The organism is Eubacterium sp. AM05-23 (assembly GCF_003477535.1).
Classification (GTDB): Bacteria; Bacillota; Clostridia; order Eubacteriales; family Eubacteriaceae; genus Eubacterium; species Eubacterium maltosivorans.
This window is the reverse complement of record NZ_QUDF01000004.1, coordinates 257,967-273,701: the sequence shown is the minus strand read 5'-3', so window position 1 is coordinate 273,701 and position 15,735 is coordinate 257,967. Positions and strand designations below refer to the sequence as shown.

The following is a 15,735-nucleotide window of genomic DNA, read 5'->3' as shown; positions in this document are numbered from 1 at the left end:
CATCACGCTGCCAGAATCATCCAATTCGCCTGAATAACCGCCAGAACCACCAGAAAAATGGTCTGGGTCAGTTCGATGGTCAGGCCGATGGTATCGCCGGTGATGCCACCGATTTTACGCTGTAAATAAAACATGAGCCCTAAATCGATGACCATGGTTCCCAGCGCTGCAAAGAAGGCCACCGGCCCAATGGCAAACCAGGCAAAGGGCAGGATCAGCACCAGGTAGAGCAGCACATGCCAAGGCTTGGTCATCTCAACAATCCGGCGTCCCAGTCCGCCGCCGCCCTCAGCGTAGGTTGAAAAGCAGCAGGTCTGTATGGCGCAGTATCGGCCGATAACTGGCATGAGGATCAGAATCAGCAGGTTTTCCGGCAAAATGACCGTATAGCAGGACCAGATGGTCAGAAACAGCAGGATCAGGCCAATGGCCCCAAAAGAACCCAGGCGGCTGTCCTTCATGATCTCCATCATTTTCTTATGGTCTCTGGATGAGAACAGGGCGTCCACTGTATCGGCAAAGCCGTCGAGATGCAGACCGCCGGTAATCCAGATATAGACGATCATGGTAAAGAGGGCCTGCAGCTGGATGACATGAATATAGGATAACACCCAGGAGACCGCGAACAGGATCGCTCCAACCAGAAGGCCCACAAGCGGCATAAAAATCATTGAATCATAAAATTCTTCCTCGCTCACATCCTTCAGCTTTATGGGAAAGCGGGTAAAAAAGGAAATGGCGATCAGTATTTTGCGCATAAAAACTCCTTTGTTGTCATAAGATCGTAAAAAAGCGCGGTAACGCCGCGTTAACAAAAGAAAAGTATGAATGAACCCATCCATACTTTTCTTAGTTTACATTTTGTTAAGATTCATCGGGCAGACCGAATTTATTATTAATGAGTTCTATTAACTTTTCGACCGCGAGCTTTTCATCATCGCCCGAGGCTTCGATTACGATCTCATCGCCCTTTTGAACAGCTAAAATCATTACACCCATAATGCTTTTAGCGTTTACACGTGTTGAGCCTTTACTGATGTAAATTTCGCTCTTGAACTTATTGGCCGTTTGTACAAATAAGGATGCTGGCTTTGCGTGGAGTCCAGCACGGTTTTGTACCACTACTTTGTCGGTTATCACATTATACACCCCTTTATAGAAAATTCCCCTATCATGTCTATTATACAACGGCCTCTTATTTTTTTCAAGTAATTGGCTTTCTTTTTTCTTTATACTCTTGCCAAAATCTTTTTCAAACTATATAATAGGGGTATAGTATGATTATAATAACCATTTGGAGGTGAACAATATGGATAAAGTAACAAAAGATATGGGCATCTTAGAAGCCGTTGAAAAATATCCTGATTCTGTGCCGGTTTTCCAGGCATACGGAATGCATTGCTTTGGCTGCATGGCTGCCCGTTTTGAAAATATTGAACAGGGATGTCTTGCCCACGGCATTGACCCGGAAGCAATGGTTCGTTCCATTAACGACGCGTTAAACGCTGTTGATGCGACCAAATAATTTAATTCTTAAGAAAAGCGACGTTCTTTTAAGGACGTTGCTTTTTTATTTCAGGTTATTCCGGAATTTATTAAAATCACTTGTCATTTTCTTAGTTTTAAGGGAAAATAAGGTTAGTTCTATTTAGAGGGAGGTAAACATGAGTAAAAACGAAACCAAAAAAATGTTTAATGCGGAATTGACGGATTCCTTCGACGGGATTGTTGATATTTCCAAGGGAAGCCTTCAAACTCTGACCGACACCGATGAAAATATGTACCTCAGCTTTTACACAGACAGTCTGCTCTGGAGCTGCGGTTATAATAACCCCACCATTAACCGGGATATTAACGCCATGGTTAAGGACTATCAACGGGAAAATAAACCTGTGGATCTGGAGTCTCTGCTGAGTGATCTGGACGCGCAGCTTAAGCCGCACCTGCCTAAAAAGCTGGCCGTAACCTATTTTAGCTCTGAGAATCCTTACCCGCGTCTGCTCAAGGCATTGTCCTCCAAACGCGGCAAGACGGAATTTCTCTGTCTTGAAAAACTCCCCGGGCTTTTCCCTGAAGAGTTTGCCGGACAGATTTATTCATTCGAGGAGCTCATCGCCGACGACCCAAAGGTCAACATCGACGGTATCAAAAATACGGTCTTTCCGGAGCTCAAAACCATCAAGCTTATTCTTAAAAAGCACCGGAGCGCGCTGGCGGGCTGTATCATCAACCCCATTATTACAAGTGACGCCTCCATCGCGAAAAAAGACCTGCTGGAGCCGGTCCTGGATCTGCTCGCCAAGTTTAACATTCCCATTATCTGGGATGATTCCACCGCTGGTTTTTACCGGACCGGGCCGATTTTTTCCTATAAGCTCTACGACATCCAGCCCGATGTGCTTGTCTATAACGGCAGCCTGTACAATCACCGCTCCGTACACTTTGTGTCCATGACAAAGCGGATCAACAAGCTTTTCGCCATTCAGGAATCCCGGGTGGTTCTGGAGGATGTGCCCAATTATATCATGCTGAAGGTTGTCCTCGGCTTCATGGAATCCTCAAATTTGTCGAAAAAGATCCAGGCGCTGGGTACCCGATTCCAGGGTAAGCTGCGGGCCCTTGAGGCCAATTGCGGCCGGAAGTTCAGCATTAAGGGCAAAGGGCTGATCCTGTTCATTGATTTTAAAAAGGAATCGGTCGCAGACAGCTTTGTGCAGTTTATGAAGGAAAAGGGAATTCTTGTAAAAAAATTCGCGGCGGTTCCTCAGTTTGTGATGATCTACCCGCCGCTCATCATTACTGAAAAAAACATTGATGAGATTGTCGAAAACTTCAAACGCTTTTTTAACCAGCCCGCATAATCAGAGCCCGGCACAAAACTGTGCCGGGCTCGCTTCATTTTATCCCCGCTCAGGACTTCCGGCACATGACTGCCGTATAGATCAGGTTCAGACCCACCCCGTTGGTGTTGACCTGTATGCCGTCCTTATTGATATGGTAGCCCTCCTCATGGGCTTCATTCAGCTGCTTTTCAAATGACTTGCGGTCATTGGCCGTCACTACCTTGTAAAAATCCATGTTTACCTCCTGCTATCATCTCATATTTTCACAGCCCGGCTCCGGCCCGCCGGAAGGGCTAAAAAAAGAACCTCCACCTGTTTTCGGTGGAGGTTCTTCAAAATTTACCTCTTTGATGCTTCCACGCGAAACTGGCAAAACACGTATCTGACTTTCACAGTTGCGGTGGAGCAGTCTGCCCGGGGCATTCTTCCGTTGGTATGCTTTGCTTGAGGCTATTATAGCAAAATCCGGATAAAATTTCAATATTAAATGATATTTTTTTGTTTAATTCTTAATCGATCTTCTGAATATTAACCACCATAGCCTTTGGTCTTGTCATGGCCTCGATGGAATATTTTACACCCTGGGTGCCCATGCCTGAGGCTTTTACACCCAAAAACGGGAAATGGTCCGGGCCGCGCTCGGTTTTATTATTAATCTGTACGGTCCCCACCTCCAGGTGGTTGGCAATGTAGAAGGCCTGATTGATATTATTGGTAAAAACAGAGGACTGAAGGCCGTATTCTGAGGCGTTTGCGATCTCGATGGCTTCCTCCACACTCTTTAGCCGAATAATGGGTAAAACAGGGCCAAAGGGCTCTTCCCAGGCAATTTCCATGTCTTTAGTCACATGATCTAAAAGGGTTGGGTAAAACAGGTTTTTCTCACGTTTATTGCCGGTCAGCAGTTCTGCCCCTTTGTCGAGCGCGTCATCCACTAGTCCCTGGACAAAATCCGCTGATTGATCATCAATAAGCGGAACCACCGCGGCGTTTTTCCAGGGATCACCGACGTTCAGCTTTTCGACACGCGCCTTCAGCTTTTCGGCCAGCTTGTCTGCCACTTCCTCCTGTACCAGAATCCGCTTGACCGCCGTACAGCGCTGTCCTGAATAGGAAAAGGCGCCGGACACAATGTTATCGGCCGCAAAATCCAGATCCGCGTCGGGTAAAACCACTGCGGCGTCCTTACCGCCAAGCTCCAGAAGCAGTGGCACCATCTCGGATATTTTTGAGATATGGCGCCCCACCTCGGTGCTTCCCGTAAAGTTGATAAAATTGATCCCTTTGTGCGTGACCACATAATCCCCGATTTCACTGCCTCGGCCGGTTACCGTGTTCAGCACGCCGGTTGGCAGGCCGGCCCGGTTGAGGATTTCCACCAGATGCAGCGAGCTGATGGCTCCCTGGGTCGCGGGCTTTAAAATCACCGTGTTGCCGCCGATAAGCGCCGGAGCAATTTTGGACATGGCCAGATTTACCGGATAGTTAAAGGGTGAAATGGCCAGAACTGTGCCAAGAGGCACCCTCGTTACATAGGAAATCTTGTTGCGGGTGCCACCGGGAAAATTATCGCCGCTGATGGCCTCGCCGGCCATGCTTTTTCCCACGTCGGCAGTGTATCTCAAAAAGTCCGCGGTACGCTCAATTTCAGAGCGGGCTGAGGCCAGATCCTTTGCAACTTCCCGCACCAGCACCTCTGCCATCTCATCCAGATGCTTTTCAAACAGGTCTGCGGCGGCATAAAAGATTTCGGCCCGTTCATAGATGGGCATTTCGGCCCATGCCTGAAGGCTGTCCTTTGTGCTGGCAATGGCCTCGTCCACCTCATCTCTGCTCATGGCCGGTATCCTGCCCACCAGAGAACCGTCGATGGGCGATTTGATGGCAAGCGTCTGGCCCTCATCATTGCCGCCTGTCCATTCTCCATTCAGGTAGCGCTTATAGACGCGTTCATCCTTATCATTTATATCAAAAATTCTGTCAAAAAACATATTTTCTCTCTCCTTTCGGTATTTCTTCTTATAAGATACCCTTTTGGAGAATGGACAAACGCAAAACCTTATCTGTACCCACAATAACTATAAAAAAGCCCCCGGATTCCATATGGAGTCCGAGGGCTTTGTACTTTTAGCCTGGATTAGAATTCCTGCGCAGCCATGCGTTTGTAACCTGCATAGCGTTCTTCGGCTTCTTCCTGAGCTTTTGCATATAACTGGTCTGCAACTTCTGGGAAGCTTAAACGTAATGAGGTGTAACGAACTTCGCTGTTAATGAAATCCTGGAATTTGCTGAAGTCTGGTTCTTTTGAATCCAGTGTGAATGGATTTTTGCCTTCGGCTTTCAGCATTGGGTTGTAACGGTATAAGTGCCAGTAGCCGCATGCAACAGCATCTGCTTCATGAGACTGGGTACGGCCCATACCACCCTTGATGCCGTGGTTGATACATGGCGCGTAAGCAATGATCAGGGATGGACCCGGATAAGCTTCCGCTTCCTGTAATACCTTCATGTACTGGTTCTTGTCAGCACCCATGGCAACCTGGGCAACATATACATAGCCGTAGGTAGCTGCCATCATACCAAGGTCTTTCTTCTTGATTCTTTCGCCAGACGCTGCGAACTGTGCAACGGCGCCGGTCGGAGTAGATTTAGAAGCCTGGCCGCCAGTGTTGGAGTAAACTTCTGTATCCAGAACGAATACATTGATGTCTTCCTTGGAGGCTAATACATGGTCTAAACCGCCGTATCCGATATCGTAAGCCCAGCCGTCACCACCGAATACCCATACGGATTTCTTGACATAGTGATCTGCATTGTCCTTAACGAATTTCAGTTTATCTGCCAGTACCTGGTCATCTACAGAGTAGCCTTCCAGAGCGGCTTTTAATTCTGCTGCTGCTGCTTTAGAGCCTTCTGCGTCGTCTTTGTTTTCGATCCACTTGTTCGCAGCAGCTTTTACTGCTTCAGGTGCAGTTTCCGCGATGGCTGTCAGATAGTTCGCGATGGTTTCTCTGATCTTGTTGCTTGCCTGTAACATACCGAAGCCATATTCTGCATTGTCTTCGAACAGGGAGTTTGCCCATGCAGGACCCTGGCCCTGAGCGTTTTTGCAGTATGGTGTGGACGGTGTGGATGCACCCCAGATTGAGGAACAGCCAGTCGCGTTGGCGATCATCATGCGGTCGCCGTATAACTGGGTAACAGCCTTGATGTATGGCGTTTCACCACAACCAGCACAGGCGCCGGAGAATTCAAGCAGCGGCTGGCAGAACTGACTGCCCTTAACGGTGTATTTATTCATGCGGTCGTCTTTAACTGGAACCGTTGTTGCATATTCCCAGTTGGCAACCTGATTTTCCTGAGTTTCAAGAGGTTTCATTTCCAGAGCTTTTGTCTTAGCCGGGCATGCGTCGGCACAGTTGCCGCAGCCTGTACAGTCTAATACGCTCACCTGGATTCTGTACTGTAAGCCATCGAACTGTTTGCCGTTGGCTTTAATGCTGTCAAAGCCTTCTGGAGCAGCGGCTTTTTCAGCTTCGTCCATTAATACAGGGCGGATCGCAGCGTGCGGGCATACGAAAGAGCACTGGTTACACTGGATACAGTTTTCCGGAATCCACTGTGGTACATTTACAGCGATACCACGTTTTTCATAAGCGGAAGAACCAGCCATGTAAGTACCGTCTTCATTGTCGACGAAAGCGGAAACAGGGATGCTGTTGCCTTCGAAACGGTTAACCGGGCGCAGGATTTCCTTAACGAATTTTGGTTCGTCTTTAACTTCTACGGCTTCGTCCTGTGCGTTTGCCCAGTCAGCAGGAATTTCTACCTTGGTTAAGATATCCGGGTTGATACCAGCGTCAACAGCTTCGTAGTTCATACCTACAATCTTGTCACCCTTCTTACCGTAGGATTTCATGATTCCTTCTTTCATGAACTTAACCGCGTCGTCAATTGGGATGATGTCGGCCAATTTGAAGAAAGCTGCCTGCATGATGGTGTTGGTTCTACGGCCAAGACCGATTTCTTCTGCAACCTTGGTGGCGTTGATGATATAGAACTGTGTATCATTTTCAGCCATGTAGCGTTTCATGCTTGCCGGCAGACGTTCGCCCAGCTCATCGACTGACCAAACAGTGTTCAGCAAGAATGTGCCGCCCTTTTTCAGCCCGTTTAACAGGTCATACTGGTGTACATAGGCCTGTGTCGAGCAGGAGATAAAGTCAGAGTTAACGATCAGGTATGGTGACTTGATCGGCTGTTTACCGAATCTTAAGTGGGAAACGGTGATACCGCCGGATTTCTTGGAGTCATAGTCAAAGTAGCCCTGAGCGTATAAGTCGGTGTGGTCACCGATAATTTTGATGGAGTTTTTGTTGGCGCCGACGGTACCGTCAGAACCCAGACCCCAGAATTTACAGCCCTTGGTTCCTTCTGGAACAGTGTGGATGTTATCTGTTACTTCAAGGCTTGTGAAGGTAACATCATCGACAATACCGATGGTGAATTTATCTTTCGGTGTGTCTAATTTCAGGTTGTCGTAAACAGCCTTGATCTGGCCAGGAGTGGTATCCTTGGAGCTTAAGCCGTAGCGGCCGGCGATGATTAAAGGAGCGTTTTCCTTGCCGTAGAAAATGGTGCAGACATCCTGGTATAAAGGATCGCCGAGTGCGCCAGGTTCTTTTGTTCTGTCTAAGACACAGATGCGTTTAACATTTTTCGGTAATGCTTCAAAGAAGTATTTTTCAGAGAAAGGTCTGAATAAGTGTACTTTTAATACACCAACCTTTTCGCCCTGTGCTGCCAGGTAGTCAATGGTTTCTTCGATACAGTCTGTGACAGAACCCATTGCGACAATGATGTTTTCAGCATCCGGATCGCCGTAGTAGTTGAACGGATGGTATTCTCTGCCGGTTTCCGCGGAGATTTTGTCCATGTATTCTGCAACGATGTCTGGAACAGCGTCGTAGAATTTGTTGCAGGCTTCACGCGCCTGGAAGAAGACGTCGCCGTTCTGGGCGGTTCCTCTTGTTACAGGGTGTTCCGGATTTAAAGCGTGATCTCTGAAAGCCTGAATGGCATCCCAGTCAACCATTTTCTTGTAAGCTTCATAATCCATGACTTCAACCTTCTGAACTTCGTGAGAGGTTCTGAAGCCGTCGAAGAAGTGTAAGAACGGAATTCTTGATTTGATGGCAGCTAAATGCGCAACGCCGCCTAAATCCATGACTTCCTGTACAGAACCGGTGGCCAGCATGGCAAAACCAGTCTGGCGGCAAGCCATAACGTCGCCGTGGTCGCCGAAGATGGATAAAGCGTGAGCAGCCAGAGTACGGGCAGATACATGGAATACGCCTGGTAATAATTCACCGGCGATTTTATACATATTCGGGATCATTAATAAAAGACCCTGAGAAGCTGTAAAGGTTGTTGTTAAAGCACCGGCAGCCAAAGAACCGTGGACTGTACCAGCGGCGCCCCCTTCAGACTGCATTTCAGATACTTTGACGGTTTCTCCAAAAATGTTTTTTCTTCCCTGTGCAGACCAGGCATCAACGTGTTCAGCCATTGGGGAAGACGGGGTGATTGGGAAGATGCCGGCTACTTCAGTAAAGGCATATGCCACGTGAGCAGCAGCCTGGTTCCCATCCATTGTCATCATTGTTTTGGACATGATATTCCTCCTTAGAAATTAAGCATTTAAAAATGTATTAATTGTGTATAACAAATTTTTACCTTCATCGATTATAACACAATTCAATTAGGGTGTATACACACCTTTTCGGATAATTTTTTGTCCTGTTTTTCGTGCAGAAATCTCTGTTAAAAAATTGACAGGTAAAATTTTGATTTCGGGTATTTTTTTGACAAATTTTGACGCTTCTCCATTGTTTTGAACAGGTTTTCAGCGCCATTCTTTTCACTCCGCGCTTAAAACAGCGCTTTTTTTCGCTTTTCAGGCATCCAGCTCTGCTATTTTCTTTTCGATGGCCCCGATGACGGTTTTCAGCACCTTGATCCGGGCATAGTACTTGTCATTGCCCTCCACCACGATCCATGGCGCGTTTTCGGTGGAGGTTTTTAACAGCATCCGGTCCACAGCCACCACATAGGCGTCCCATTTTTCGCGGTTGCGCCAGTCCTCATCGGTGATCTTCCACTGCTTGTCCGGGTCGTTTTCTCTTTCCTTGAAGCGTTTTTCCTGCTCGTCCTTGCTGATGTTCATCCAGAACTTGAGCGCCACTGCCCCAAAGTCTGTGAGCTGCCGCTCAAAATCGTTGATCTCCCGGAAGGCTCTTCTGTAATCGTCGGCTGTGCAGAAACCCTCGATGGGCTCGACCATTACCCTGCCGTACCAGGTGCGGTCATAGATACTGAAATGCCCGCGCTTGGGCACGGTTTTCCAGAAGCGCCAGAGCCAGTTGTGGGAGAGCTCCTCGCTGGTGGGCGCGGCAGTGGGATAAACGCGGTAGCCTCTGGGGTCCAGGTTTTCACAGAGGCGCTTGATGGCCCCGCCCTTGCCTCCGGCGTCCCAGCCCTCAAAGCCGATAATAACAGGTATGCGGCGGCTGTAGATCTGATACTCGAGATCTCGCAGCTTTTTCTGGCATTTTTTCAGCTCTTCCCTGTAAGTCTCCCGGTCCATGCTTTTGTCCATGTCCACGGATTCCAGCACCGGGGTGCGGTAAGGATCGTCCCCGGCAGAGATAAGAGGCTGCAGCACTGGCTTTTCCGTGTTCTCTACTTTCTCGATTTCCTTTTCCAGCCGGAACGCAAGGGTATTGTAAATTTTCAGGCAGGCGTAATCCTTATTGTGTCCCTCTACCAGTGTCCACGGGCCGCAGTCGGTGTCGGTGGCCTCCAGCGCGTGGTTGAGCTTTTTATAAAGCTTATCGTAGTTTTTATTCTCACGCCAGTCCTCCTCGGTCACACGCCAGCTGGTGGACGGGTTTTCCTCCAGTTTCTCAAAACGCTTTTTCTGTTCTTTCTGGCTGATGTGGATAAAAAACTTGATGATGACGGTCCCGTTTTGTGCCAGAACCTGCTCAAAATCATTGGCCTGGTGGAGAAGCCGCTTCAGCTCGCCCTTGTCCAGCTTTGGCCGGTGAACCAGATCGCTGTAATAGCTGCGGTCAAACAGGACCATCCGTCCCTTTTCCGGCGTTTTGGTCCAATAGCGCCACAGCAGAGGCCGGTTGATTTCATCATCGTTGGGCCGGATGGCGTTGTATACCACAAAGCTTCTGGGGTCCAGCGGGATCATCAGGTCGTTGATCAGCGTCCCCTTGCCCGCAGCATCCCAGCCCTCAAAAATAATGAGCACCGGTATGCCCAGCTCCTTTATCCGGCGCTGCAGGGCGCCCAGCTTAAGGGAGAGGGCATCTTTTTCTTCCTTATAAACCGCTTTTTCAATTTCGATATCAAGATTTAATTTTTCGAGCATACGCATCGCTCCTTCATCTGGATTTTATTGTACGATCATTTCTATTATACACTGGCAATCTAAATTTTATATGAAACCGACTAAAAAAGACCTGTTCGTCTAAACAAGTCTTTTCTCGAGTGATGCTTTATTTTTGATAGCTGTTAAATACTTCTTCCAGATTATCCTGAGAAAGGGTGTTCATCAGGTATTCGGCATACTCTGCACCGGTTGCGCCGGTATCCCGGCCGGTGATGACCAGCTTCTTCTCAAAATTGCCGCAGATGTCCAGCGCCATCTGAAGCTTTCTGGCTTCGTCCATGTAGCCGATGTGTTCGAGCAGCATGCCAGCTGCGCGGATAATGCTGCACGGGTCTGCATACTGGCCGCGGCCCTCGTCGACCATTCTCGGCGCTGAGCCGTGGATGGCTTCAAACATGGCGTAGCGCTTGCCGATGTTCGCAGAGCCCGCGGTGCCAACACCGCCCTGGAACTCGGCAGCCTCGTCGGTTAAAATATCGCCGTACAGGTTTGGCAGCACCATCACCTTAAACTGGGAACGGCGTTTTTCATCGACCAGCTTGGCGGTCATGATATCAATGTACCAGTCGTCCATTTCCACCTCCGGGTACTCCTTCGCGATGGCCTTGGCGGTATCTAAAAACTTGCCGTCGGTTGTTTTGATGACATTGGCCTTGGTGACCACTGTCACCTTATTCTTACCGGATTTCTTCGCGTAGTCAAAGGCAGCGCGAATGATTCTCTCTGAGCCCTCCTGGGTGGTGACGGTAAAATCGATGGCCAGGTCGCCGTTGACATGGACACCCTTGCTGCCGACCGCGTAGCCGCCCTCGGTATTTTCACGGTAGAAGGTCCAGTCAATACCCTTTTCGGGAACTGAGACCGGGCGCACATTGGCGAACAGGTCCAGCTCGCGGCGCATGGCCACGTTGGCGCTCTCGATGTTCGGCCATTTATCCCCTTCTCTCGGGGTGGTGGTTGGTCCTTTTAAAATAACGTCACATTCCTTTAATTCTGCCAGGACATCGTTTGGAATGGCCTTGCCGCAGGCTGCGCGGTTTTCGATGGTCAGACCGTCGATTTCCTTAAAGACAACCCGTCCCTTTTCCACATCATCCTTTAGCAGAAACGCCAGAACCTTTTCGGCTTCCGCGGTAATGAAAGGGCCGATGCCGTCGCCGCCCACAATCCCGATGACGATCTGATCTTTAGACGCGTAGTCGACAAATTCGCTTTCGGCCTTCATGCGGTCGATGCGCGCGAACTGCTCTTCCAGAATTTTACCAAAATGTGCTTTTGCTTTTTCAATCTCTTCTAAATGTTTCAAACCCAATGTCTTCCTCCAGAATCTCTATTTTATTTATAAAACTAAGCCAGGCTAGTCTTGAAATCTTAACTTGTAGTACAGCTTGCGCGGAGTATGCTCGCAAACCATCTCTTTAATGGCGACGCCCTTGTCCACTGCCGTGACCACCCAGCTCTCGCGGTGCATGGGCGGGGTAATGGTAAGCGGGAACATGTGCTTGACAATCATGTCCGCTTCTTTATCATTGATGTTAAAATATTTTCTTGCATTTTTAAGGGCCGTCTTGGGGTGGCTGAAGCCGTGCATCTGGCGAATGCGGTCAAGGCCTCTGCCGTCCTTCTCATTATCGCGCCAGTCCTGGAAAAAGAAGTCGTGCAGCAGCGCGCCCCGCGCCACCGAGACATAGTCAAGGCCCAGCTTTTTGGCAATGAGGTATGAGTTGTAACCAACCGCCACCGAATGCGCGTAAAGCCCGTTGCCGTGATGGTCGATATCTCTCAGCTCCTGAAATTTCGGATGATCGATGATGTCGCTTACGATTTCTAAAAATTCTTCACTGTATTTTCTTTTATAAATGTATTCCAAATGTTTTGCATCTCACATTCTTTATTATTTTGCTTACTCTGTCTGAATAAAGCTTTGAGCTTATTATACCACACTTTTTTAATTTTAGATTAAAAATTGTATACAGCAACGTTTTCATCATCATCTTCGCTTAAATCGGTTAAGAATCCCGCGCCCCTATTTTAATTTAAAGAAAAAGGTGCTATCATTAATCATAACACCATATGCAAGGAGATTTAACATGAAATTTAAGGACCTGTTACTCGGCACCGCGGCCTTTACCTTTGCCGCCTCCACAGCCTTTTTTGCCTGTGTTCTGAAAAAAGGCCATGATTTTGAGGAGAGCATGGATAAGACCGGAAACGCGCTGGACCAGTGCGTGATCTGCGGCGGTAAAAATAAAATTGTGGGCGACGTGCCCATGCAGGATATGAAGATCGGCGTGTTCTGCGGCGGCATGAGCGTTGACCTCTCCCAGGTGAAGGCCGATAAAAAGCAATATGACCTGGACATTGAGGTGAGAAATGGCGGCGTGAATGTGATTATACCGGAGAACTTTAAGCTGAACGTGACGGACCGCTGCCGTATGGGCGGTATCTGCGACGATACCAGGCATCCCGAGGGCGACGGCATGGTCGTGCTCACCGTTTATGCCGACGTCTGCGGCGGCGCCCTGCATTTTGAAAACCCCATCAGCGTGAGCGAGGCCATCGAGCCAGACGATGAGCGGCTGACCGCCTGCCCCTGCACACCGCTGGCATGACTGAAATAAACCTGGAATGGATATAAATTGTTAGAAAGTAATTTTTAAATGGAGAATGTAGAATTCCATTCTCCATTTGTCTATCCCAAGAGACGGAGTCTTTTACCTAAGGAAGAAAAAAGCGGCCTGCGGGCACTGCACTCACAATGATATCTTCCTCACTAAAGTCGGCATTTTATCTCGCTGGTGTCCGGCTGTTCCACTAAAGCGGCAAAATTCCCAGCCGTTTCCCAAAGCGCCTGGCCCTTTTTTCTTATCTGGATAAAAGGCGCAGTCTCGGCTGCGCCGCTTCATATCACTTCTACTCCACCCCACTTTTCGATAAGAAAATGACAATTTTTTATACTTGACTATTTTTATCCACATTGCTATAATGAGTTTATAAATTTGAAAGGATTACATTAGTGCTGATTACGAGAGAAACCGATTATGCATTGAGGCTTGTCCGTTCCCTGGCCGACGGTGAACGCCGTTCTGTGAGCCAGCTTTCTGACGAGGAGCAGATTCCGAAAGCCTTTGCCTACAAGATCATCAAGAAACTGGAACGCGCTGGTCTGGTGAGCATTGCCCGAGGCAGCGAAGGCGGATGCAGCCTTAACAGGCCCACCCGCACCATCTCCCTGTATGATCTGATGTGCGCCATCGATGGAAGCTGTTCTCTGTCCCCCTGTATGGAATCGGGGTATCGCTGCGAATGGTGTGAAAAACATGGCAGCTGTTGTTTTCATAATCACCTCATGGTTATCCAGGAAGAGCTCAACGACCGATTGAAGGCCAGCAGCTTAGAAGAAATTTTAAAATGCGGGTGACCGCATGGTTTTTTCGGCAATATTGGACAAAAATCATCCAATATAAGGTATTGATTCATTTATATTTCAAGGAGGATCTATAATGTTATTTAAAACGACCGAGCAGCATGAAGCCCTGCGCAAGAAAATTCGTGAGTTTGCTGAAAAAGAAGTGAAGCCCCATGCTTTCATGATGGACAAGGAAAATATGTTTCCGGACGAAGCCATCAGGCAGCTTGGCGAAATGGGCGTCATGGGTATCCCGTTTGAAAAGGAATACGGCGGACAGGGTCTTGATGTTTTGAGCTATGCCATCGCGGTTGAAGAGCTCTCCCGCGTCGATGGCGGAACCGGCGTTATCCTGTCGGCCCATACTTCGCTGGGAACCTGGCCCATCGCCGCTTTTGGAAACGAAGCGCAGAAACAGAAATATTTAATTCCTCTGTGTAAGGGTGAAAAAATCGGCGCGTTTGGCCTGACAGAACCAAACGCGGGCTCCGATGCCGGCGGAACTGAAACCACCGCCATCGACAAGGGCGACCACTACCTGCTAAACGGCAATAAAATTTTCATCACTAACGCGCCAAAAGCCGACACCTATGTTGTTTTCGCGGTCACTACACCCGATATCGGGACCCGCGGCATCTCCGCCTTTATTGTAGAGAAGGGCTGGGAAGGCTTTAGCTTTGGGGATCACTACGACAAGCTGGGGATCCGCTCCTCCTCCACTGCCGAGCTGGTTTTCAATGATGTGAAGGTTCCCAAGGAAAACCTTTTAGGCGAGGAGGGCCAGGGCTTTAAAATTGCCATGGCAACCCTGGACGGCGGCCGGATCGGTATTGCCTCCCAGGCGCTGGGAATCGCCCAGGGCGCTTTTGAGGAAGCAGTGGCCTACGCCAAAGAGCGTGTCCAGTTTGGCAAGCCCATCGGCTTCCAGCAGGCCATCTCCTTTAAAATCGCGGACATGGCCACCAAGCTGCAGACAGCCCGCCTGCTCGTCTACCAGGCTGCCGAGCTTAAGGAACACCACGAGCCCTACGGCATGGAATCCGCCATGGCTAAACAGTATGCCTCCGATATTGCTCTGGAAGTCACCAACGACGCCCTGCAGATTTTCGGCGGCACCGGCTACCTGAAGGGCATGGAGGTTGAGCGGATGTACCGCGACGCTAAGATCACAACCATCTATGAGGGTACCAACGAAATTCAGCGTGTAGTCATCGCCTCCCACATTCTGGGAAAGCCCCCAAAAAAGGCCGGCGGCTCCGGCAGCGCGCCTAAAAAACCCGCGCCCATCACCGGCGTTCGCAAGCACATTATTCTGAAGGACGGCGATATCCAGGCAAAGGTCGACGCCCTCGTCGCAGCCCTTGAAAAGGACGGCTATGATTTCTCTGTGGGGATTCCCATGGACACCCCTATTGTCGACGCTGAGCGCGTGGTTTCGGCCGGCGTTGGCATTGGCGACAAGAAAAACATGAAGCTCATCGAGGATCTGGCAAAGGCTGCGGGAGCTGCCATCGGCTCCTCCAGGCCAGTGGCTGAGACTTTAAAATACGTGCCCCTCAACCGCTATGTGGGAATGTCGGGACAGAAGTTCTCAGGCAACCTGTATATCGCCTGCGGTATCTCCGGCGCCATCCAGCATCTCAAAGGGATCAAGGACGCTTCCACCATTGTGGCCATCAACAGTAACGGCAATGCGCCCATCTTTAAAAACTGTGACTACGGCATTGTGGGCGATGTGAACGAGGTGCTGCCTGTTTTGGCCAAAGCCCTGGGCACCGGCGAGAAAAAACCAGCCCCTGAAATGGTCAAGATTAAACGGCCAAAGGCTCCAAAACCAACGCCCGTAGGCCCAACCTACATCTGCGGCGGCTGCGGCTACGAATATAATCCCGATCTGGGCGATCCGGAAAACGACATCGCTCCTGGAACACTGTTTGAAAATGTTCCGGAAGACTGGGTCTGCCCGCTGTGCGGCGCCGAAAAATCTGAATTTATTATCGCCAAAAAGGAGGCTTAAT

General features: G+C 49.2%; 13 protein-coding genes. 5 read left to right on the top strand and 8 right to left on the bottom strand.

The window, feature by feature from the left end:
• Positions 1-2: 2 nt before the first annotated feature.
• Together cobS and DW091_RS07180 are read right to left on the bottom strand one after the other, a co-directional pair.
• Positions 3-758: an adenosylcobinamide-GDP ribazoletransferase gene (gene cobS / locus DW091_RS07185; protein ID WP_118517790.1), complete on the bottom strand. Its 756-nt coding sequence runs from the start codon at positions 756-758 to the stop codon at positions 3-5.
• A 106-nt stretch (positions 759-864) separates the two neighbouring features.
• A complete protein-coding gene (locus DW091_RS07180) occupies positions 865-1,140 on the bottom strand; it encodes an HPr family phosphocarrier protein (protein WP_038354235.1) in 276 nt (91 codons plus the stop codon).
• Between the two features lie 169 nt (positions 1,141-1,309).
• On the opposite strand from DW091_RS07180, the gene DW091_RS07175 reads away from it, so the two are divergent.
• Positions 1,310-1,525 (top strand): DUF1858 domain-containing protein, encoded by a 216-nt coding sequence (locus DW091_RS07175; RefSeq protein WP_013379838.1) that lies wholly within the window; start codon positions 1,310-1,312, stop codon positions 1,523-1,525.
• 139 nt (positions 1,526-1,664) lie between these two features.
• Positions 1,665-2,861 carry an aminotransferase class III-fold pyridoxal phosphate-dependent enzyme gene (locus DW091_RS07170; RefSeq protein WP_074616149.1) on the top strand — a complete coding sequence of 399 codons (1,197 nt, stop codon included), beginning with the start codon at positions 1,665-1,667 and terminating at the stop codon, positions 2,859-2,861.
• Positions 2,862-2,910: 49 nt separating this feature from the next.
• Here the strand turns inward: DW091_RS07170 and DW091_RS20095 are convergent, their stop codons facing one another.
• The 6 genes from DW091_RS20095 to DW091_RS07145 form a co-directional block, all read right to left on the bottom strand.
• Positions 2,911-3,078: a hypothetical protein gene (locus tag DW091_RS20095; protein WP_013379836.1), complete on the bottom strand. Its 168-nt coding sequence runs from the start codon at positions 3,076-3,078 to the stop codon at positions 2,911-2,913.
• 274 nt (positions 3,079-3,352) lie between these two features.
• Positions 3,353-4,834: an NADP-dependent glyceraldehyde-3-phosphate dehydrogenase gene (locus DW091_RS07165; RefSeq protein ID WP_118517789.1), complete on the bottom strand. Its 1,482-nt coding sequence runs from the start codon at positions 4,832-4,834 to the stop codon at positions 3,353-3,355.
• 146 nt (positions 4,835-4,980) lie between these two features.
• Positions 4,981-8,517 (bottom strand): pyruvate:ferredoxin (flavodoxin) oxidoreductase, encoded by a 3,537-nt coding sequence (gene nifJ / locus DW091_RS07160; protein WP_074616151.1) that lies wholly within the window; start codon positions 8,515-8,517, stop codon positions 4,981-4,983.
• 282 nt (positions 8,518-8,799) lie between these two features.
• Positions 8,800-10,287: a polyphosphate:AMP phosphotransferase gene (gene pap, locus DW091_RS07155; RefSeq protein WP_118517788.1), complete on the bottom strand. Its 1,488-nt coding sequence runs from the start codon at positions 10,285-10,287 to the stop codon at positions 8,800-8,802.
• Between the two features lie 127 nt (positions 10,288-10,414).
• On the bottom strand, positions 10,415-11,620 hold the full coding sequence (locus DW091_RS07150) for an isocitrate/isopropylmalate family dehydrogenase (RefSeq protein ID WP_058695037.1): 1,206 nt from the start codon (positions 11,618-11,620) through the stop codon (positions 10,415-10,417).
• Positions 11,621-11,665: 45 nt separating this feature from the next.
• Positions 11,666-12,178, bottom strand: coding sequence for an HDIG domain-containing metalloprotein (locus DW091_RS07145; protein WP_058695038.1), 513 nt, complete (start codon positions 12,176-12,178; stop codon positions 11,666-11,668).
• Positions 12,179-12,398: 220 nt separating this feature from the next.
• On the opposite strand from DW091_RS07145, the gene DW091_RS07140 reads away from it, so the two are divergent.
• From DW091_RS07140 to DW091_RS07130, 3 genes are all read left to right on the top strand, one after another.
• Positions 12,399-12,920 (top strand): hypothetical protein, encoded by a 522-nt coding sequence (locus tag DW091_RS07140; RefSeq protein WP_058695039.1) that lies wholly within the window; start codon positions 12,399-12,401, stop codon positions 12,918-12,920.
• A gap of 404 nt (positions 12,921-13,324) precedes the next feature.
• Positions 13,325-13,729 carry an Rrf2 family transcriptional regulator gene (locus DW091_RS07135; protein WP_118517787.1) on the top strand — a complete coding sequence of 135 codons (405 nt, stop codon included), beginning with the start codon at positions 13,325-13,327 and terminating at the stop codon, positions 13,727-13,729.
• Between the two features lie 82 nt (positions 13,730-13,811).
• Entirely contained in the window at positions 13,812-15,734 is a 1,923-nt protein-coding gene (locus tag DW091_RS07130; RefSeq protein ID WP_118517786.1) for an acyl-CoA dehydrogenase family protein, read from the top strand.
• The last annotated feature ends 1 nt before the right edge of the window (position 15,735 follow it).